General features: G+C 59.9%; 18 protein-coding genes, 1 other RNA gene and 1 pseudogene. 14 read left to right on the top strand and 6 right to left on the bottom strand.

The window, feature by feature from the left end; genetic code table 11:
- Window positions 1–72: 72 nt before the first annotated feature.
- Both U5L73_RS08185 and U5L73_RS08180 read right to left on the bottom strand, forming a co-directional pair.
- Complete coding sequence (locus U5L73_RS08185) at window positions 73–924, bottom strand: hypothetical protein (protein WP_322561873.1); 852 nt, start codon at window positions 922–924, stop codon at window positions 73–75.
- Entirely contained in the window at window positions 925–1203 is a 279-nt protein-coding gene (locus U5L73_RS08180) for a helix-turn-helix domain-containing protein (protein ID WP_147073318.1), read from the bottom strand. It lies immediately after the preceding gene.
- 227 nt (window positions 1204–1430) lie between these two features.
- Between U5L73_RS08180 and U5L73_RS08175 the strand changes: the two genes are divergently transcribed.
- From U5L73_RS08175 to U5L73_RS08155, 5 genes are read left to right on the top strand one after another with little or no spacing between them, the layout of a single operon-like run.
- Window positions 1431–1622: a hypothetical protein gene (locus U5L73_RS08175; RefSeq protein ID WP_045535126.1), complete on the top strand. Its 192-nt coding sequence runs from the start codon at window positions 1431–1433 to the stop codon at window positions 1620–1622.
- Window positions 1622–2074: a DUF2924 domain-containing protein gene (locus tag U5L73_RS08170; protein ID WP_322561872.1), complete on the top strand. Its 453-nt coding sequence runs from the start codon at window positions 1622–1624 to the stop codon at window positions 2072–2074. Before U5L73_RS08175 ends, U5L73_RS08170 begins: the two co-directional genes overlap by 1 nt.
- Window positions 2071–3459 (top strand): recombinase family protein, encoded by a 1389-nt coding sequence (locus U5L73_RS08165; RefSeq protein ID WP_322561871.1) that lies wholly within the window; start codon window positions 2071–2073, stop codon window positions 3457–3459. The genes U5L73_RS08170 and U5L73_RS08165 overlap by 4 nt, the downstream gene beginning before the upstream one ends.
- Window positions 3459–3830: a site-specific recombinase resolvase gene (locus U5L73_RS08160; protein ID WP_322561870.1), complete on the top strand. Its 372-nt coding sequence runs from the start codon at window positions 3459–3461 to the stop codon at window positions 3828–3830. Before U5L73_RS08165 ends, U5L73_RS08160 begins: the two co-directional genes overlap by 1 nt.
- Window positions 3827–4306 (top strand): LacI family transcriptional regulator, encoded by a 480-nt coding sequence (locus U5L73_RS08155; protein WP_322561869.1) that lies wholly within the window; start codon window positions 3827–3829, stop codon window positions 4304–4306. Before U5L73_RS08160 ends, U5L73_RS08155 begins: the two co-directional genes overlap by 4 nt.
- Before the next feature lie 307 nt (window positions 4307–4613).
- On the opposite strand, the gene ssrA is transcribed toward U5L73_RS08155, so the two are convergent.
- The 4 genes from ssrA to ompA form a co-directional block, all read right to left on the bottom strand.
- Window positions 4614–4989: a transfer-messenger RNA gene (gene ssrA, locus U5L73_RS08150) on the bottom strand.
- 12 nt (window positions 4990–5001) lie between these two features.
- Entirely contained in the window at window positions 5002–5682 is a 681-nt protein-coding gene (gph, locus tag U5L73_RS08145) for a phosphoglycolate phosphatase (protein WP_322561868.1), read from the bottom strand.
- Complete coding sequence (gene ubiG, locus U5L73_RS08140; RefSeq protein WP_322561867.1) at window positions 5679–6392, bottom strand: bifunctional 2-polyprenyl-6-hydroxyphenol methylase/3-demethylubiquinol 3-O-methyltransferase UbiG; 714 nt, start codon at window positions 6390–6392, stop codon at window positions 5679–5681. The genes gph and ubiG overlap by 4 nt, the downstream gene beginning before the upstream one ends.
- A gap of 69 nt (window positions 6393–6461) precedes the next feature.
- The gene (gene ompA, locus U5L73_RS08135) at window positions 6462–7112 is read right to left on the bottom strand and encodes an outer membrane protein OmpA (RefSeq protein WP_322561866.1); all 651 of its coding nucleotides are present in this window, start codon (window positions 7110–7112) and stop codon (window positions 6462–6464) included.
- Between the two features lie 237 nt (window positions 7113–7349).
- On the opposite strand from ompA, the gene gyrA reads away from it, so the two are divergent.
- The 9 genes and pseudogenes from gyrA (at window position 7350) to lapB (ending at window position 18871) form a co-directional block, all read left to right on the top strand.
- Window positions 7350–10016, top strand: a complete 2667-nt coding sequence (gene gyrA, locus U5L73_RS08130; RefSeq protein WP_322561865.1) for a DNA gyrase subunit A — start codon at window positions 7350–7352, stop codon at window positions 10014–10016.
- A gap of 69 nt (window positions 10017–10085) precedes the next feature.
- Window positions 10086–11210, top strand: a complete 1125-nt coding sequence (gene serC / locus U5L73_RS08125; RefSeq protein WP_322561864.1) for a 3-phosphoserine/phosphohydroxythreonine transaminase — start codon at window positions 10086–10088, stop codon at window positions 11208–11210.
- Between the two features lie 7 nt (window positions 11211–11217).
- Window positions 11218–12300, top strand: a complete 1083-nt coding sequence (pheA, locus tag U5L73_RS08120; protein ID WP_322561863.1) for a prephenate dehydratase — start codon at window positions 11218–11220, stop codon at window positions 12298–12300.
- A 21-nt stretch (window positions 12301–12321) separates the two neighbouring features.
- Entirely contained in the window at window positions 12322–13197 is an 876-nt protein-coding gene (locus tag U5L73_RS08115) for a prephenate dehydrogenase (RefSeq protein ID WP_322561862.1), read from the top strand.
- A complete protein-coding gene (locus U5L73_RS08110; RefSeq protein ID WP_322561861.1) occupies window positions 13197–15194 on the top strand; it encodes a bifunctional 3-phosphoshikimate 1-carboxyvinyltransferase/cytidylate kinase in 1998 nt (665 codons plus the stop codon). The genes U5L73_RS08115 and U5L73_RS08110 overlap by 1 nt, the downstream gene beginning before the upstream one ends.
- A 92-nt stretch (window positions 15195–15286) precedes the next feature.
- A pseudogene (gene rpsA / locus U5L73_RS08105) lies at window positions 15287–16987 on the top strand (30S ribosomal protein S1); the annotation flags it as partial.
- Window positions 16988–17069: 82 nt separating this feature from the next.
- Entirely contained in the window at window positions 17070–17381 is a 312-nt protein-coding gene (locus U5L73_RS08100) for an integration host factor subunit beta (RefSeq protein ID WP_322561860.1), read from the top strand.
- Between the two features lie 28 nt (window positions 17382–17409).
- Window positions 17410–17724 carry a LapA family protein gene (locus U5L73_RS08095; RefSeq protein WP_322561859.1) on the top strand — a complete coding sequence of 105 codons (315 nt, stop codon included), beginning with the start codon at window positions 17410–17412 and terminating at the stop codon, window positions 17722–17724.
- The gene (lapB, locus tag U5L73_RS08090; RefSeq protein WP_322561858.1) at window positions 17714–18871 is read left to right on the top strand and encodes a lipopolysaccharide assembly protein LapB; all 1158 of its coding nucleotides are present in this window, start codon (window positions 17714–17716) and stop codon (window positions 18869–18871) included. Before U5L73_RS08095 ends, lapB begins: the two co-directional genes overlap by 11 nt.
- Window positions 18872–18880: the final 9 nt, after the last annotated feature.

The raw sequence follows: 18880 nt of genomic DNA, 5'->3' as shown, positions 1-18880 counted from the left end.
GATTGCGCGAGTGGTTAACTTGAGGGTTCAAAAAATGCCGACACGAAGTCGGCGTCGGGATGAAGGCTTTGATCAGACGATCTTGGCCCCCGGCTTGAGAAGGCCATAGCGCTCCATCCGCACCTGGATGAACCGCCGGTTGACGCCGAAGCGCTTGGCCACGGCCTTCTGCAGACATTCGATGTCGAAGAATCCGATGTCGCCATCAGCCGTCAGGTGAAGGCTGGTTCCGGGCAAATCGGGGTCGAGCGACGGGCTGCGATGGATCGTCACACTGTGCTTCGGAGCCAACTCTTCAATCGCCAGATTCAAGCGCTGGCGCGGCACCAGCAACGATCCCATGAACTCGTTGGCACGCAACTCGGCGAAGTATTCTTCCTTGGTGGTGTGTCCCGGAATCGCCAGGGAGGGCGTCGCAGCCGCCTCGGCGGCGGGCGTGACTTTCGCCAAGTGCTCTACGTCGCGTGTGGTCGTGCGGTAGGCGCGCCGTGCCACATCGTTGGGGTCATCGAACAGCCCCGGCCCCTTACTGGCATCAACGATCCACCCCGGCGCATCGAAAATGGCGTGACCGAGCTCGTGACCGAGGGTGCTCAGTACCAGTTCCTCGCTGGCGTTCACGCCAACCGGCGACACCGACACCATCGCCGTGTCCGGCACGCCGGGGTCGTACTCGCAGATTCCGAGGACAGGGTTGCCGTGCTCGTCATGCACGACATTCCCGGTGCCGACGAACAGGTCGAAGACCACGCCATTGATTTTCAGGCCGGAGATGGCGCTCAAGGTCGTGAGCGGGATGGCATCGGCAGCCGCGTCCACCAGTTGCTGGCGGGCCAAGACGGCGACGCCTTCAATCTCGGAATTCCTGATGTAGCTGGGGCGCTTTCGGTCGCAATGCCGGTAGCCAAGAGTCAAAACCGGCATTCACTTGTCCCCCGTCGCTTGCTTGCGATACATCCGTACCAGGCCCCCCACGTCGTCACGCATGTCTGGCGGAAGGCGGCTGGCCTCAACAAAGGCGTCGTCGACATTCTCGCCAAGGATTTCTGCCGCCTTACGGATCAGCTCGTCCTTAGGCGGCTTCTCGATGTCGCGCTCTATGCGCGACCAGTAGGCAGGCGAGATTTCCAGCTGCCGGGCGAAGTCGTTCATCTGAATGCCCTTCGCCTCCCTTTTCTGTCTGATGTAGGCACCAAATGCCATGTTATGACCCAATTGCGTGATTAGTTAATTGACGCCATCGTATCGAGCAGATCGGCACCTGTCAACTGTTTCGTTAACGCGCAATCAGGTTCCCTGTCGGACATGCGCCGCTGCGATGCCGGGACTTCGGGGCCGTGCCACCGGATGAGCGCGATTACCCGGAATTGCCATCCGCTTCGGAACATCGCGCACATCATCTGAGACGGTTGCAATTCCTCGGAGCCGTCATGAAGAACCTCGAACTCGCATCTCCCTCAGAGATGTCAGCCAGCGCCCGCGCTGGCGAAATCACCGCCATCCTTGCGGCCGCCATCGTCCGCACCGTCGTCGCAGAAGCGCCAAAACAGAGAGAAGTTGGCCTTGGCTTCCTGCCCGACCAGCGCGTTCATACAACCCCCTATCAACAGGAGAAGTTGTGATGAACGAGAAACAAGCATCCGTCGCCGCGCGGACCGCGGAGCTGTCGAGCCTGCCCATCGCCGAGTTGTGGCCAGTGTGGGATCGGTACTTCAGCAGCCGCCCCATCAACCCCAACCGCGTATTCATCGAGTCGCGCATCGCCTACAAGATGCAGGAGGAAGCCTTCGGCGGTCTGGCGCACAACACGCGCCAGCGCCTAGAGGCCATCGGTGCCAAGCATTCCAAGATCAAGCTGCGGGCTCGCCCGCGCGACACCAACTTCGCGCCCGGCACCGTGCTGCTGCGCGAATGGGGCGACCGCGAGCACAAGGTGGCGGTCACCGCCGAAGGTCTGTTCGAGTACGAGGGCCGCACCTTCAAGAGCCTGACAGCCGTGGCCCGGCAAATCACCGGCACGCACTGGTCGGGGCCACTGTTCTTTGGCCTGAACGGCAAGGCAGGTGCGCAATGAGCGACGCCACCCAAATCGCATCTTCCAAGGCACGCAAACGCTGCGCCGTCTACTGCCGGGTGTCGTCGGACGAGCGCCTTGACCAGGAGTTCAACTCCATCGACGCGCAGAAGGAAGCTGGCCACGCCTATGTGGCGAGCCAGCGCGCCGAGGGCTGGATTCCGGTGGCCGACGACTACGACGACCCCGGTTTCTCCGGCGGCAACACGGATCGTCCCGGGCTAAAACGCCTGATGGCCGACATCGAGCGCGGCCAGATCGACATCGTGGTGGTCTACAAGATCGACCGCCTGACGCGCAGCCTCGCCGACTTCTCCAAGATGGTCGAGGTGTTCGAGCGCCAGGGCGTGTCGTTCGTATCGGTCACGCAGCAGTTCAACACCACCACCTCGATGGGACGGCTGATGCTCAACGTGCTGCTGTCCTTCGCCCAGTTTGAGCGCGAGGTCACCGGCGAGCGCATCCGCGACAAGATCGCCGCCAGCAAACGCAAAGGAATGTGGATGGGTGGCGTGCCGCCCCTGGGCTTCGACGTCGAGAACCGTCTGCTGGTCATTAACGACACCGAGGCGGCGGTGGTGCGGCGCATCTTTGAGGAGATGCTGACCATCGGCTCACCCACCCAGATTGCCGCCAACCTGACGCTGGATGGCATCACGACCAAGGCGTGGACGACACAGGACGGTCAGACACGGGCGGGCACGCGCATCGACAAGAAGTACCTGCACAAGCTGCTGCGCAACCGCATCTACCTCGGTGAGTTGTCGCACAAGGGCAGTTGGTACCCGGGCGTGCATCAAGCCATCGTCGATCCCGGTCTGTGGGGGCGGGTTCACGAGGTGCTGGCCAAAGACGGTCACACCCGGTCAGTGGAAACCAAGATCAGGTCGCGCACCGACGCCTTGCTGCGCGGCCTGCTGTACGCGCCATCAGGCGAGCGGATGTACCCGACCTACTCGCGCAAGAACGGACGCAAGTACCACTACTACGTGTCCAAGTCGGAAGCACGGTTCGGCGCGCCGGGCAAGGGCTACGAGCGCCTGCCCGCGCCGGAGATCGAGGGGGCGGTAGTCGCCCAGATCCGCACGGTGCTGACCAGCCCGGAGACTGTGGCGTCAGTGGTGCGGCACATCCAACGCAACGGTGCCCAGATCGACGAGGCCACCACCGTGATGGCGATGGGGCGGCTCAACAACGTGTGGGATCAACTCTTCCCGGTCGAGCGCCACCGCATCGCCAATCTGATGATCGAGCGCATCGACCTCGTCCACGCGGGCGAGGTGCAGGGGATCAAGGTGAAGTGGCGTGAGGTGGGTTGGAACGCGCTGATCAAGGAATTCGCGCCCGCCAGCATCGGTGCCGAACTGCTGGAGGTCGAAGCCTGATGGACGATTCGATGGAAACCTTTGTGCCCCTGACGTTTCGCCGCCGGGGCGTCCAGCGCGTGGCTGCCGACGACCGGCACGTCCACGACGTGACCTTGCTCGACGGTGTGGCACGCGCCTTCTACTGGCAGCACCTGCTGGACACCGGCGCGATGCAAAGCGGGTCGGCCATCGCCCGCGCCGAGAAGCTGCACCACTCGGTGGTCAACGAACTGCTGCGCCTGACCCTGCTGGCCCCCGACATCATCGAGCAGTTCATGGCAGGCAAGCAGCCACGGCGGTTGACGCTGATGTGGTTTCAGCGAAACCGCCTGACGGTCGACTGGCACGCCCAGCGCCAGCTCATGGCCACCTTCGAGGAGCACGTATGAGCAAGAAGCATCGTGGCCGCGCCAAGGGCGACCCGGTGACGTATCAGACGCCGCTGCCCGCTGGCGGCGTGCAGATGGAGACCTTCCTGCCCTGGGCGCTGGTGCGCCGGGGCCTGAAGAAGCAGGTCATCACGCCGCTGGACGCGCCGCAGGAATTCCTGGACGAGGCCCGCCGTGAGCGGCAGGTGCGCGAGATGGCGCAGGACACCCCCTTGATGCGGGCGCTCGGCCTCGCGCACCACTGGCAGCGCCTGCTCGACGAAGGACGGTTCAGTTCGATGACCGAGATCGCGGCGGCCGAGGGCATCGACCTCGGCCAAGCGAGCAAGATGAGCCGACTGGCACAACTGGCCCCCGAACTGATCGAAGCCATCGCCCTGGGACGCCTCGAGGTGGGCGTCAGCCAGTTGCTGCGCGGCAAGTGGTCGGCGTCCTGGCTGGCGCAACGTGAGGCGCTGGTGGAAGGCTCGCGCTGACTTCCGTGCCGCACAGAACCGCGCCGCCGCAAGGCGGCTTTTTTGTGCCTTTCGCCGTCTCGGTCGCTCCCGCTAGAGCAAGCGAAGAAGCAAACCGACGGCCCGCAAACCCGCGCCAACACACGACTTCGGGCCTTGAATGCTCAAGAGGGCACCAGAGAACAGAGAGAGAAAAACGGCGAAATGCGCGCCTGGAACGGCGACTTCCGGAGGTCCGTGCTCAAGAGGCACGGGCCGGAAACCGCGCCAACACAGGGGAAACGGGCAAAAAAAATCCCAACCTGATAAGGGTTGGGATTTCACATTATGGTGGAGCTGGGGGGATTTGAACCCCCGTCCGCAAAACTTCCTCGAGCAGATCTACATGTTTAGCGGTCTGATTTAAGTCTCGCCACCGGAATCGCGCAGTCGCACGCTATGCCGGACGCCAGTACCCTACTTTCTCGCCTCTCACCAAGGTACCCGGTAAAAAGCAAGCCGATGTGAATGACCTTACAGCCTGGACAGCTTGCGCCACCCTTGCCCGGCCCATCGGCCTGCCGTTGTAAGGCTCACTGGTTATTAAGCAGCGAGTGCGAAACGTTCGTCGTTTGCAGTTAGTTTGTTTGAATCTGTTTTACGAGCGCATTCAGCTCGACATGCACCACAGCGATTCCAATCCACGTCGAAACCAGTGCAGCCCCTCAGGCCCTATTTTAGGCGCTCGTCAGACTTTGCAAGAGCCGGGATGGAGATTTAATTTCCAGGTCCGCACCCCACTCCGCTGTATCCGCCTTGGCACCCAAATATCCGTAACACGCGGCCACCGAAAACATACCCGCGGCCCGCGCAGCGACGATGTCACGCTCGTCGTCACCCACATAGACGCATTGTGACGGCTCAAGCGACAAGCGGCGCGCCGCCTCCAAGAGGGGCTCGGGGTGCGGCTTCGCATAGGGCGTGGTATCTCCGCTGATAACAACGGCCGCATTCGCGAACAATGGCATTTGGGCTGCCAAGGGTTCGGTAAAACGCTTGGATTTGTTGGTGACTACCCCCCACAACACTCCACGGGTTTCCAATTGGCGCAACATATCTTCAACGCCGTCGAACACATAGGTACGCTCGGTCATGCAGCGTTCATAGTTCAGGAAAAACTCCTCTCGCATTACCTCGAACTCGGGGGAGTCCGGGGTCATGTCGAAGGCTACGCTCAACATTCCGCGCGCACCCGCACCCGCCATGGGTCGGTAAGCAGCATCTGGCAAGGAGGGCAAACCGCGGTCAGTTCGCATTTTGTCGGCTGCAGCTCCCAAGTCCGGCGCACTGTCGATCAACGTGCCGTCCAAGTCGAAAAGCACTGCTTTTACTTCACCCACCGGTGTTTTCAAGTTCATGCGGCAGGTTTCCGGGTAGCAAACAAATAATTCACTTGCGTGTTGTTGCTCATGGAGTAGCGACGGGTCAAAGGGTTGTAACTCAGGCCCTTGGTCGCTTGAAGCTCCAGGCCAGCCTCGCGGCAATAGTGCGCCAGCTCACTCGGGCGAATCATTTTGGCGTACTCGTGGGTTCCTTTTGGTAGCAAGTTCAACACGTATTCAGCCCCGACGATGGCCTGAATGAACGACATGGGATTGCGATTCAAGGTCGAAAAGAACACCCACCCTCCCGGTTTGACCATACGGGCGCAGGCCTCGACCACAGAAGCCGGATCAGGAACATGCTCCAGCATTTCCATGCAAGTGACTACATCCATGCTGCCAGGCACTTCGGCAGCCAGCGCTTCTGCGCTTGCTTCTCGGTAGCTGACATTGGGCGTCTCAGCTTCCATAGCATGAAGCTGAGCGACCTTCAATGCCTTGGTGGACAAATCAATACCCAGCACTTTGGCGCCTTGCCGTGCTGCGGAGTCGGCCAAAATCCCGCCACCGCATCCCACATCCACCATGGTCTTGTACGTTAGGGGCACAAAAGTTTGAATCCATGCCAAACGCAGTGGATTAATCTGGTGCAATGGCTTGAACTCGCTCTCCAAATCCCACCAACGGTGGGCGAGCTCGGAGAATTTAGCCAGTTCGGCGGGGTCGGCGTTGATGGTGGATGTCATGACGTGATTATGTAGGGGCAAGAAAAAACCCGCCGGAGCGGGTTTTTTCTAGTCGTTCTGAAGAACAGATTACTTGGCGCGAGTGCCAACCACTTCGATTTCTACGCGGCGGTTCTTGGAACGGCCTTCTTTGGTCTTGTTGTCAGCAACAGGTTGCTTCTCGCCCTTGCCTTCTGTGTAAACGCGGTTCTTTTCGATGCCCTTGGACACCAAGTAAGCCTTTACAGCTTCAGAACGTGCAACAGACAACTTCTGGTTGTAGCCGTCAGCACCGGTCGCGTCGGTGTGACCCACAGCAATGATGACTTCCAAGTTGATAGCCTTGACTTTGGACACGAGGTCATCCAACTTCGCTTTGCCTTCAGCCTTCAACACAGCCTTGTCGAAGTCAAAGAATGCGTCTGCAGCGTAAGTCACTTTGCTTGCAGCGGCGGCTGGAGCTGCTGCGGGTGCAGGAGCTGCTGCGGGCTTAGGAGCGGCAACAGGAGCGGGAGCTGCTGCGGGTGCAGGTGCTGCGGCAGGAGCCGGAGCAGCGATTGCGCCGTCGCAACCAGCTGCAGCGGTTGCTGGAGTCCAGCTGGCATCGCGCCAGCACTGGCCGTCAACGTTCTTCCAAACGTCGCCAGCGGCGCTGCGCCAGTTGTGAATTTCTTGTGCTCCAGCGGCAGACGCCAACACAGCAGTAGCGATCAGGGCTGCAACTTTATTCAATTGTTTCATGGAACCTTCCTTATTTAGGCAGTAACTGCAGCGAGCTGCGATTGATTGGTGACGCCCCAAGGCCTTTAGCGCCGAAGACGTTGCTGTGATTGTGCCATACCGTGGGGAACCAAATAAATGCCCTTGCCAACTAGTTCCGGTATTCACAAACGTTGACTAAAGCTGTTGCAATCGTGCTACACCCGTGCGGCCGTAGAATCCAAGGTTGTCCTCGACATTGATAGACAGACACCAACTATGACCCAGTTCGCCAAAGAAACACTGCCCATCAGTCTTGAAGAGGAAATGCGCCGAAGCTACCTCGACTACGCCATGAGCGTGATCGTGGGTCGGGCGCTGCCCGATGCACGAGACGGCTTAAAGCCCGTGCACCGCCGTGTGCTCTATGCAATGCATGAGCTCAACAACGATTGGAACCGTGCTTACAAAAAGTCGGCACGTATTGTGGGCGACGTCATCGGTAAGTACCACCCGCACGGCGACCAGTCGGTGTACGACACCATCGTTCGCATGGCGCAGGACTTTTCGATGCGGCACATGCTGGTGGACGGCCAAGGTAACTTCGGCTCCGTCGACGGCGACAGCGCTGCGGCCATGCGATACACCGAAATCCGTTTGGCGAAAATCGCCCACGAGTTGCTGGCCGACCTAGATAAAGAAACGGTCGACTTCGGCCCCAACTACGACGGCTCCGAATCGGAGCCTCTGGTGATGCCTACCCGCATCCCTAACCTGTTGGTCAACGGCTCGGGCGGTATTGCGGTGGGTATGGCCACCAACATCCCGCCCCACAACCTGAACGAGGTGGTGGATGCGTGCCTGCACTTGCTGAAGAATCCGGAAGCCTCCATTGACGAGCTGATGGACATCATTCCGGCGCCAGACTTCCCGACCGCGGGCATCATTTACGGCATTCAGGGCGTGAAAGACGGTTACCGCACCGGTCGCGGCCGCGTGGTGATGCGCGCGCGCTGCCACTTCGAAGACATCGACAAAGGCCAGCGCCAAGCCATCATCGTGGACGAGCTGCCCTACCAGGTCAACAAAAAGACCTTGCAAGAGCGCATGGCAGAGCTGGTGCACGAGAAGAAGATCGAGGGCATCAGCCACATCCAGGATGAGTCCGACAAATCCGGCATGCGCTTGGTCATCGAGCTCAAGCGCGGCGAAGTTCCTGAAGTGGTGTTGAACAACCTCTACAAGCAAACCCAGCTGCAAGACACCTTCGGCATCAACATGGTGGCGTTGGTGAACGGCCAGCCCAAGCTGTGCAACTTGAAGGACCTGATCGAAGTCTTCTTGGACCACCGCCGAGAAGTGGTGACCCGCCGCACCGTGTTCAATCTGCGCAAGGCCCGCGAACGCGGCCATGTTCTGGAAGGTCTGGCGGTGGCGCTGGCCAACATCGACGACTTCATCCGCATCATCCGTGAATCGCCCACCCCCCCTGTGGCGAAGCTGGAACTGATGAATCGCCCATGGGACAGCAAGCTGGTGCGCGAAATGCTCACCCGCACCCGTGCCGACGGTGGCGTAGTGAATGCGGATGACTACCGCCCCGACGGTTTGGAAAAAGAATTCGGCATGGGCAACGACGGCCTGTACCGCCTGTCTGAAACGCAAGCGCAAGAAATCCTGCAAATGCGCCTACAACGCCTGACCGGCTTGGAGCAGGACAAAATCGTCGCCGAGTACAAAGACGTGATGGCAGAGATCGAAGACCTGCTGGACATCTTGGCCAAGCCAGCCCGCGTGGCGGTGATCATCGGCGAAGAGCTGGGCCACGTAAAACACGAATTCGGCCAGACCAAGATCGGCGCGCGCCGCAGCTTGGTGGAACACTCATCGTTCGACCTGTCTACGGAAGACTTGATCACGCCCACCGACATGGTAGTCACGATGAGCCACAGCGGCTACATCAAGAGCCAGCCCCTGCACGAATACCGCGCCCAGAAGCGCGGCGGCCGCGGCAAGCAAGCCACCGCCACCAAAGAAGATGACTGGGTGGACCAGCTCTTTGTGGCCAACACCCACGACTACATCCTGTGCTTCTCGAACCGCGGCCGTTTGTACTGGCTCAAGGTTTGGGAAGTGCCACAGGGCTCGCGTGGTTCCCGCGGCCGCCCCATCGTGAACATGTTTCCCTTGCAAGAAGGCGAAAAAATCACGGTGGTGCTGGCACTCACCGGCGAGAAACGCACCTTCCCAGCCGATCAATATGTGTTCATGTCCACCAGTATGGGCACCGTCAAGAAGACGGCGCTCGACGAATTCAGCAACCCGCGCAAGGCCGGCATCATTGCCGTGGACCTCGACGAAGGCGACTTCCTGATTGGCGCCGCACTGACGGACGGCAAGCACGACGTGATGTTGTTCAGCGACGGCGGCAAGGCGGTGCGCTTTGACGAAAACGATGTGCGCCCCATGGGGCGGAACGCCCGCGGTGTGCGCGGCATGATGCTCGATGAAGGCCAGAGCGTGATCGCCATGCTGGTGGCTGAAGACGAGCAACAAAGTGTGCTCACTGCCACCGAAAACGGCTACGGCAAGCGCACCAACATCACCGAATACACCCGTCACGGCCGAGGCACCAAGGGCATGATTGCAATCCAGCAATCCGAGCGCAACGGCAAGGTCGTAGCGGCCACTTTGGTACACGCCGACGATGAAATCATGCTGATCACCGACAAGGGTGTGCTGGTGCGCACCCGGGTCAGCGAGATCCGCGAAATGGGTCGTGCGACCCAGGGCGTGACCCTGATCGGACTGGACGAAGGCTCCAAAATGAGTGGCCTGCAACGCATCGTCGAAAACGACGCCAACCCATCGGATGCTCCTGACGTAGCAGAGGGCGCGGAAGATGCAGCGGACGGTACAGACGGAGACGCACCCGCCGCCGAGTAGCTATTATTTTGATAGCTACCCACGCACTTTCCATGAGCGCTAGAGCCCGATTTGATTGATAAGCCACTGATGCAACGCCCTTACAACTTCTCGGCCGGACCGGCCGCCATGCCGGCTGAAGTGCTGGAACAAGCCGCCGCCGAAATGCTGAATTGGCCCGATGCTCAGGGGCGTTTGAGCGGCATGGGCGTCATGGAAATGAGCCACCGCGGCAAAGAGTTCCAGAGCATCTACGAAGCTGCTGAAGCGGATTTGCGCGAGCTGCTGGCGGTGCCGGCCCACTTCAAGATCCTGTTCATGCAAGGCGGTGGATTGGCCGAAAACGCCATCGTGCCGCTGAACTTGAGCGGGCTGCGCGCCGGCAATGGCCAAGGCGCTGCCGACTTTGTGTTGACAGGCAGTTGGAGCGAAAAATCGTTCAAGGAAGCTGGCAAGTACTGCAGCAACCACATTGCGGCCAGCAGCAAGGCAGATGGGTTCACCGCCATCCCCCCTGCGGCCAGCTGGGACCTGCGCGATGACGCAAGCTATGTGCACATTTGCAGCAACGAAACCATCCACGGCATCGAATTCCAGAGCCTGCCTGATCTGAAGGCACTCGGCTCCAAAGCCGAACTGGTGATTGACTTCTCTTCCCATGTCGCGTCGCGTCCGGTGGACTGGAGCCGCGTGGGCCTGGCGTTTGGGGGGGCCCAAAAAAACCTCGGCCCCGCCGGCCTCACCCTCGTGGTGGTGCGCGAAGACTTGCTGGGCCATGCCTTGTCGATTTGCCCCAGCGCGTTTGACTACAAAACTGTGGCCGACAACGGCTCGATGTACAACACCCCGCCCACCTATTCGATCTACATCGCCGGGTTGGTATTTAAATGGCTCAAGCGCCAAGGGGGCGTGGCCGCCATGGAAGCCCGCAATATCGCCAAAGCCGAGTTGCTGTATGGCGCAATTGACGCGACCGGCTTTTACATGAACGGCGTGGCGCGCAATGCCCGCTCCCGCATGAACGTGCCTTTCTTTTTGCGTAATGAAAGCCTCAACGAGGCCTTCTTGGCAGGTGCCAAAGAGGCCGGCCTTTTGCAACTAAAGGGACACAAGTCGGTCGGTGGCATGCGTGCCAGCATTTACAACGCCATTCCCCTGGAGGGCGTGCAAGCACTGGTGGCATACATGCGCGAGTTTGAGCGGACCCACGGCTGAGGCACCTATGGCACGAACACTCCCTGAACTCCGCGTCTTAATCGACGCCCTGGACATTGAGCTCCTCTCCCTCCTGAATCGCCGTGCGGCCTTGGCCAACGAAGTAGGCGAAATCAAAAAGGTGGAAGGCTCTGCGGTGTTCCGCCCTGAGCGTGAAGCCCAGGTTATTCAGACCCTGCAATCCGCCAACGACGGCGCGCTCAAAAACAGCAGCGTAGCAGTGATTTGGCGTGAAATCATGTCGGCCTGCCGGGCGCTGGAAGCACCGCAGCGGGTGGCCTACTTGGGCCCCAAAGGCACGTTCAGTGAAGAAGCCGCCTTGCGCTTTTTCGGCTCCAGCATTACCCACGTACCCTGCGCCAACTTTGACGAGGTGTTCCACGCCGCCACCGCGGGCTCTGCCGAGTTTGGCGTGGTGCCCGTTGAAAACAGCACGGAAGGCGTCGTGACCCGCTCACTGGATCTGCTGCTGAACTCCCCTCTGCATATCGTAGGTGAAATCAGCCTACTGGTGCGCCACCACCTGCTGCGCACGTCCGCCTCGCTGGACGACATTGAAGTGGTATTGGCCCATCCGCAAGCTTTGGCGCAATGCCAACAGTGGCTCAGCACCCACTTGCCCCATGCGGAACGCCGGGCGGTGTCGAGCAATGCCGAAGGTGCTCGCTTGGCTGCCACCAACCCCGCTTGGGCGGGCATCGCGAGTGATCGGGCAGGCTCCGAGTTCGGCCTGCACACCGCCGCACACGCCATTCAAGACGAGGCCTTCAACCGCACGCGCTTTGTGGTGGTGTGCCTGCCCAGCGTGTTGCCCGCGCCGCAGGCCTCCGGCAAAGACTGCACCAGCTTGGTAGTTTCGGTGCCCAACAAGCCGGGCGCAGTGCACGACATGTTGGTGCCGCTCAAGCAGCATGGTGTTTCCATGACCCGCTTTGAGTCCCGCCCGGCCCGCAGTGGCCAGTGGGAGTATTACTTCTACATCGATTTACAGGGTCACCCATCGCAGCCCCATGTGACTGCGGCACTGACAGACCTTGCTGGACTTTGCGCTTTTTACAAGGTGCTGGGCACCTACCCCTTGGCAGACTGAGCTGACTGCAGGACACCATTTATGTTTGAACAACTCGGTCTGATTGGTTGCGGCTTGATGGGCGGCTCGTTCGCTCTGGCGTTGAAGCGGGCCGGACTCGTTAAGCGGGTGGTGGGCTACAGCAAGTCCCCCTTCACCACTGAACGTGCCCGCCAGTTGGGCGTGATCGACATTGAAGCCCCTTCCGCACTGCTGGCCGTGTCCGGTGCCGACATTGTGCTGATTGCAGTACCAGTGTCGGCGACTGAGTCGACCTTCAAAGCAATCAAGCACCTCGTCACTCCCAACATGCTGATCATGGATGTGGGCTCCACCAAGCGTGATGTGATCGATGCCGGCCGCCGAGGCTTGCGCGAGCACATCGGCTCGTTCGTGCCAGCCCACCCAATTGCCGGCAAAGAGCTCTCCGGTGTGGAGCATGCCGACCCCGACCTGTACGCTGGCAAGCAAATCATCCTGACCCCCATCGAACGCACATTGACGACGCAACTGCAAAAGGCGGTCGATGTCTGGTCTGCACTGGGCTGCAGGGTTTTGAAGATGTCGCCCGAGCAGCACGACGCTGCGTTTGCCGCCGTGAGCCACTTGCCCCACCTGATTGCATTTGCCTTGATGAACGGCATCCAAGGGCAGCCGCAGGGCAAAGACTATTTATCCTTGGCCGGGCCCGGTTTCCGCGACTTCACCCGCATTGCGGCCAGCGATCCCAAAATCTGGCGCGACATCATGATCTCCAACCGCGAAGAGCTGCTCGAACAAAGCAAAATCTTCCAACGCACACTCCAGGCCATGGAGCTGATGATCTCGAGCGGCAATGCCGATGCCCTCGAGGGGCTGATTGAACAAGCCAGCAACACACGCGCCAACTGGACCATGGCCACCAAGCTCAACAAATAATGTTCTCTACCGTTTTCCTCGACCTGCCCCCCTTGGTCCATGCCGCCGGCGCGGTCACCCTCCCCGGCTCGAAAAGTATCTCCAATCGCGTGTTGTTGCTCGCTGCCATGAGCGAGGGCAGCACCACAATTTACGACCTGCTGGACTCTGACGATACCCGCGTCATGCTGATCGCTCTGCGCACCCTAGGGTGTCTGGTGGAAGAGTCGGGCACCGCCGTGCGCATCACCGGACTGGCAGGCAAGCTCCCCATTGGCTCCGCCGAACTGTTTTTAGGCAATGCCGGTACCGCCATGCGGCCATTGACCGCTGCTCTGGCAGTGGTCGGCGGCGACTTTGAGCTCAGCGGTGTGCCACGCATGCACGAGCGGCCTATCGGCGATCTGGTGGATGCACTGCGCCAACTGGGCTGCGCGATTGACTATCTGGGCAATGACGGTTTCCCACCACTCAAGCTAGGCAAGCCCACCCTGAAGCTTGACGCCCCGATCCGGGTACGCGGAGATGTGTCTAGCCAGTTTTTGACCGCCCTCTTGATGGCCCTCCCCTTGGTGGCCACCAAAGACATCGTGATTGAAGTGGTGGGCGAGCTGATTTCCCGCCCCTATATCGAGATCACCTTGAACCTGCTGGCGCGCTTTGGCGTGCAGGTTCAACGTGACGAGTGGCAGCGCTTCACTATTCCGGCAGGCGCCAAGCTGCGCTCCCCCGGAGACATCCATGTCGAGGCAGACGCCTCTAGTGCTAGCTATTTCATAGCACTAGGCGCAATATCCACGGCGGCCAATGACCAAAATGGCATAAAGGTGCAAGGCGTCGGAGCCGACTCCATTCAGGGCGACATCCGCTTTATGGAAGCCGCCCAAGCGATGGGCGCAAAAATCGACAGCGGCCCGAATTGGCTGCATATCCAGCGTGGCGCCTGGCCCCTGAGAGCCATCGACCTGGACTGCAACCACATCCCCGATGCCGCCATGACCCTCGCGGTGATGGCGCTCTATGCCGACGGCACCACCACCCTGCGCAACATTGCCAGCTGGCGTGTCAAGGAGACCGACCGCATCGCAGCCATGGCCACAGAGCTGCGCAAGCTCGGCGCCAGCGTGGTCGAAGGTGCTGACTTTATTCAAGTCACCCCACCGGCAAGCTTGAAAGACTGGAAGCCCGCCAGCATCCACACCTATGACGACCACCGCGTCGCCATGTGTTTTTCACTGGCAGCGTTCAATCCAGCCGGCCTGCAACTGCGGATCGAAGACCCGAAATGCGTCGCCAAAACTTTCCCTGATTATTTTGAAACCCTGTTCTCGGTCGCGTCCTCCACCACATCCTCCATTCCGGTGATTTGTGTCGACGGCCCCACAGCGTCCGGAAAAGGCACCTTGGCGGCGGTGCTGGCTGAGAAGCTGGGTTATCACTTTTTGGACTCCGGCTCACTCTACCGAATCACTGGGCTGGCCGCCACCCGCGCGGGTATTGCCCTAGACCTCGCCAACGAAGCCGCGATTGTGGCCCTACTCAACACATTGCCGATTCATTTCGAAGGCAGCCATATCTGGCTCGGTAACGAGGATGTCAGTGAGCTGATCCGCACCGAAGAAGCCGGCATGAACGCCTCCAAGGTCTCTGCGTTCCCATTGGTCCGGTTGGCGCTCATCGACTTGCAGCGCAATTTCCGGCAGCTACCCGGCTTGGTGGCAGATGGCCGTGACATGGGCACCGTGATTTTTCCGGAAGCCGCTTTGAAGGTCTACCTCACCGCCAGCGCCGCATGCCGTGCGGAGCGCAGGCTTAAACAGTTGATTTCAAAGGGGATTCCCGCTACACTCGACAGTCTTCGCGCTGACCTAGAGGCTCGCGACGCACGGGACTCCTCCCGCACCGTCGCCCCTTTGAAGCCGGCACAAGATGCCTTGTTGCTTGATAACTCGGATTTGACAGTCGATACGTCTGTTCAAACTGTGCTGGACTGGTGGCAGAGCAAACAGCCTTTCTAGCCCCGGCCTGAAAAGCAAACTGGCCCCCATCGCTTTCATCGCGCGCCAGCGCACCGGTTCACACCAAGAGCGACGGGGTTCAACAACTTAACCCCGCGGTGCAAACCGCAAAACACATGTCTGAATCTTTCGCAGCCCTATTTGAAGAATCGCTACAACGCTCGGAAATGCGCACTGGTGAAGTGATCACCGCTGAAGTCGTCCGCATCGAGCATAGCTTCGTCGTTGTCAACGCCGGCCTCAAGTCTGAAGCCTACGTGCCAATCGAAGAATTCAAGAGCGACAAGGGCGAAATCGAAGTCCAAGTGGGCGACTTCGTGTCGGTGGCTATCGACTCCGTCGAAAACGGCTACGGCGACACCATCCTGTCCCGTGACAAGGCCAAGCGTCTGGCTTCCTGGATGAGCCTGGAAAAGGCCCTGGAATCCGGCGAATTCGTGACCGGCACCACTTCCGGCAAGGTCAAGGGCGGCTTGACCGTTCTGGTCAACGGCATCCGCGCATTCTTGCCCGGCTCCTTGGTCGACACACGTCCTACTAAGGACCTGTCTCCGTACGAAAATAAGACCTTGGAATTCAAGGTTATCAAGCTGGACCGCAAGCGCAACAACGTGGTGCTGAGCCGCCGCGCTGTAGTGGAAGCTTCCATGGGCGAAGAGCGCGCCAAGCTGATGCACACCCTCAAAGAAGGTTCTGTGGTGCAAGGCGTGGTCAAGAACATCACCGAATACGGTGCGTTCGTGGACCTGGGCGGTATCGACGGCCTGTTGCACATCACTGACATGGCATGGCGCCGCGTCCGTCACCCATCCGAAGTGGTGACAGCCGGTCAAGAAATCACTGCCAAGATCCTGAAGTTCGACACCGAAAAGAACCGCGTGTCTTTGGGTCTGAAGCAAATGGGCGACGACCCATGGATGGGCGTGAACCGTCGCTACCCACAAGGTACCCGCATGTTCGGCAAGATCACCAACATCGCCGACTACGGCGCGTTTGTGGAACTCGAACCCGGAATCGAAGGTTTGGTGCACGTGTCCGAAATGGACTGGACCAACAAGAACGTGGCTCCTTCCAAGATCGTTGCCTTGGGTGACGAAGTCGAAGTCATGGTTCTGGAAATCGACGAAGACAAGCGTCGTATCTCCTTGGGCATGAAGCAGTGCAAGGCCAACCCATGGCAAGAATTTGCTCAGAACACCAAGCGCGGAGACCGCGTGAAGGGCCCGATCAAGTCGATCACCGACTTCGGCGTGTTCGTGGGTCTGGCTGCCGGTATCGACGGCCTGGTGCACCTGTCTGACCTGTCTTGGAACGAATCCGGCGAAACCGCCGTGCGCGAATTCAAGAAGGGCCAAGAAGTTGAAGCTATCGTGTTGGCCGTGGACGTGGACCGCGAGCGTATCTCCTTGGGCATCAAGCAGTTGGATTCCGATCCTTTCACCACTTTCGTGTCCGTGAACGACAAGGGCCAGACCGTCACCGGTAAGGTCAAGACCGTGGACGCCAAGGGCGCTGAAATCGATCTGGGCGACGACATCCTGGGCTACCTGCGCGCTTCCGAAATCAGCCGCGACCGCGTTGAAGACGCTCGCAATGTGCTGAAAGAAGGCGACGAAGTGACTGCTGTGGTGGTGAACGTGGATCGCAAGACCCGCAACATCCAGTTGTCCATCAAGGCCAAGGACATGGCTGACCAGAACGAAGCCATGCAATCCCTGAACCAGAACACCGGCTCCGCTGGTACCACCAGCCTGGGCGCTTTGTTGCGCGCCAAGCTGGACAACAACAACTAATCTGTTGTTGCTGACCTGATTGAACGACCGGTTGCTTCACTGCACCGGTCGTTCTTTCTTCGTATATTCTGTGTAAACCGCTATGACCCGCTCTGACCTTGTTGAAGAACTGGCCGACCGCTTCCGGCAATTGACGCACCGCGATGCTGAATTCGCCGTCAAAGCCATTCTGGATGCGATGAACGACGCTTTGGTTCGAGGTCACCGCATCGAAATCCGCGGATTTGGCAGCTTCTCCATCAATCGCCGCCCGCCCCGCATGGGCCGCAATCCGCGCAGTGGCGAGAGCGTTGCCATTCCTGAAAAACGAGTCCCTCACTTCAAGCCAGGCAAAGCGCTTCGCGAAGCGGTGGATACCCGTACTGCAGAGCTGGAATCCAGGGCAAAACCCTGAGTAGAATCCCTCGACAACGAGGAGATCAATGAAACAGATCGCATGGCTCTTTAAGTGGCTACTTAAAGCGGCCATTTTTTTTACCCTGTTCGCTTTCGCCCTGAATAACCAAGGCGATGTGACCGTGTATTTTTTCTTCGGTACGCGATGGACCGCGCCTATGGTGCTCATCGTGCTGTGTGCCTTTGCAGCCGGGTTGTTGATCGGTGTATTGGGCATGGTGCCCCGCTGGTGGCGGCATCGCAAAGCAGCCCGCCGGGCCCGCTCTGATGCAGACTCCGCTCGCGCCACGCTCGCCGCCGAATCCAATGCACTACCTTTAGTGCCCCCGCATGGACTTTGATATTTCGCTACTGCTGATCGGCCTGCTTATTGCCTTCGTGCTGGGCTGGCTCGCTTCCCGTTTGGACTTGCGCCAATTGCGCATCGAAAACCGGCAAGCCCCCAAAGCCTATTTCAAGGGCTTGAACTTCCTGCTCAACGAACAGCAAGACCAGGCGATTGACGCGTTCATTGAGGCTGTCCAAAGCGACCCCGACACCTCAGAACTGCACTTTGCCCTGGGCAACTTGTTTCGCCGCCGGGGCGAGTATGAGCGTGCTGTGCGTGTGCACCAGCACCTGCTATCCCGTGGAGACCTGAGCCAAGACGACCAGCACCGGGCCCAACACGCCTTGGCACTCGACTACCTGAAAGCCGGCCTGCTGGATCGCGCCGAAGAAGCCCTGCTCAAACTCGAAGGCACCCGTTTTGAGGCGCAAGCCCGGCTGGCGCTCTTGGCCAATTACGAACGCTCGCGAGACTGGGAGCACGCAGCGGGCATCGCACGCAAACTCGAAGCGTCCGGCCAAGGCAGCTTCACCGGTCGCTTGGCGCACTATCTGTGCGAACAGGCGGCCACCTTGCTCGCCCAAGGCGATGAGTCATCCGCCCGCGCGCTGCTGGAGCAAGCCATTGCGAGCGCCCCGCAGGTTCCCCGCCCGCGGATGGATTTGGCAGCGCTGTGGACACGCACAGGCCAAGCGGCCAAGGCTTGCAAAACGCTCACAGGGGCTTTGCATGCTGCGCCATCGGCCGTCCCTTTAATTGCACCGCTGCTGGCGCAAAGCGCTTTGGCAGCCGGCGAAGGCGAAGCCACGTTGGCCCTGCTCAAAAGCACCTATCTCGATGTGCCATCGCTCGATGTGCTGGACGCCATCGTGACGCTGGAAGCAAGCAGCAGCGAACTCACCCCCACCGCACGCGACTGGTATGCCCGCCACCTCGAAAAAGAGCCTTCACTGGTCGCAGCCACCAAATGGATTGCCGGTGAAAAGCTGGAGCGCGAAGCCTTTCACCCCCAGGTGCAACGGGCGCTGGACCACGCCGTCAAACCCCTGACCCGCTACCGCTGCGCCGCCTGTGGCTTCGAAGCCAAGGTGCACTTCTGGCAATGCCCGGGCTGCCAAGCTTGGGACAGCTACCCGGCACGGCGGGTCGAAGAGCTTTAACCCTATGAG

The sequence above is a fragment of the Rhodoferax sp. genome (assembly GCF_034520025.1).
GTDB lineage: Bacteria > Pseudomonadota > Gammaproteobacteria > Burkholderiales > Burkholderiaceae_C > Allorhodoferax.
Note: the sequence above shows the minus strand (reverse complement) of the source record. Positions and strands in the feature narration are given on the sequence as shown.

Bases quoted from the DNA above. Each gene is read 5' to 3' on its own strand.
- U5L73_RS08185 (WP_322561873.1), bottom strand. From the start codon at position 924: ATGCCGGTTTTGACTCTTGGCTACCGGCATTGCGACCGAAAGCGCCCC.
- U5L73_RS08180 (WP_147073318.1), bottom strand. From the start codon at position 1,203: ATGGCATTTGGTGCCTACATCAGACAGAAAAGGGAGGCGAAGGGCATT.
- U5L73_RS08175 (WP_045535126.1), top strand. From the start codon at position 1,431: ATGAAGAACCTCGAACTCGCATCTCCCTCAGAGATGTCAGCCAGCGCC.
- U5L73_RS08170 (WP_322561872.1), top strand. From the start codon at position 1,622: ATGAACGAGAAACAAGCATCCGTCGCCGCGCGGACCGCGGAGCTGTCG.
- U5L73_RS08165 (WP_322561871.1), top strand. From the start codon at position 2,071: ATGAGCGACGCCACCCAAATCGCATCTTCCAAGGCACGCAAACGCTGC.
- U5L73_RS08160 (WP_322561870.1), top strand. From the start codon at position 3,459: ATGGACGATTCGATGGAAACCTTTGTGCCCCTGACGTTTCGCCGCCGG.
- U5L73_RS08155 (WP_322561869.1), top strand. From the start codon at position 3,827: ATGAGCAAGAAGCATCGTGGCCGCGCCAAGGGCGACCCGGTGACGTAT.
- gph (WP_322561868.1), bottom strand. From the start codon at position 5,682: ATGAACTTGAAAACACCGGTGGGTGAAGTAAAAGCAGTGCTTTTCGAC.
- ubiG (WP_322561867.1), bottom strand. From the start codon at position 6,392: ATGACATCCACCATCAACGCCGACCCCGCCGAACTGGCTAAATTCTCC.
- ompA (WP_322561866.1), bottom strand. From the start codon at position 7,112: ATGAAACAATTGAATAAAGTTGCAGCCCTGATCGCTACTGCTGTGTTG.
- gyrA (WP_322561865.1), top strand. From the start codon at position 7,350: ATGACCCAGTTCGCCAAAGAAACACTGCCCATCAGTCTTGAAGAGGAA.
- serC (WP_322561864.1), top strand. From the start codon at position 10,086: ATGCAACGCCCTTACAACTTCTCGGCCGGACCGGCCGCCATGCCGGCT.
- pheA (WP_322561863.1), top strand. From the start codon at position 11,218: ATGGCACGAACACTCCCTGAACTCCGCGTCTTAATCGACGCCCTGGAC.
- U5L73_RS08115 (WP_322561862.1), top strand. From the start codon at position 12,322: ATGTTTGAACAACTCGGTCTGATTGGTTGCGGCTTGATGGGCGGCTCG.
- U5L73_RS08110 (WP_322561861.1), top strand. From the start codon at position 13,197: ATGTTCTCTACCGTTTTCCTCGACCTGCCCCCCTTGGTCCATGCCGCC.
- U5L73_RS08100 (WP_322561860.1), top strand. From the start codon at position 17,070: ATGACCCGCTCTGACCTTGTTGAAGAACTGGCCGACCGCTTCCGGCAA.
- U5L73_RS08095 (WP_322561859.1), top strand. From the start codon at position 17,410: ATGAAACAGATCGCATGGCTCTTTAAGTGGCTACTTAAAGCGGCCATT.
- lapB (WP_322561858.1), top strand. From the start codon at position 17,714: ATGGACTTTGATATTTCGCTACTGCTGATCGGCCTGCTTATTGCCTTC.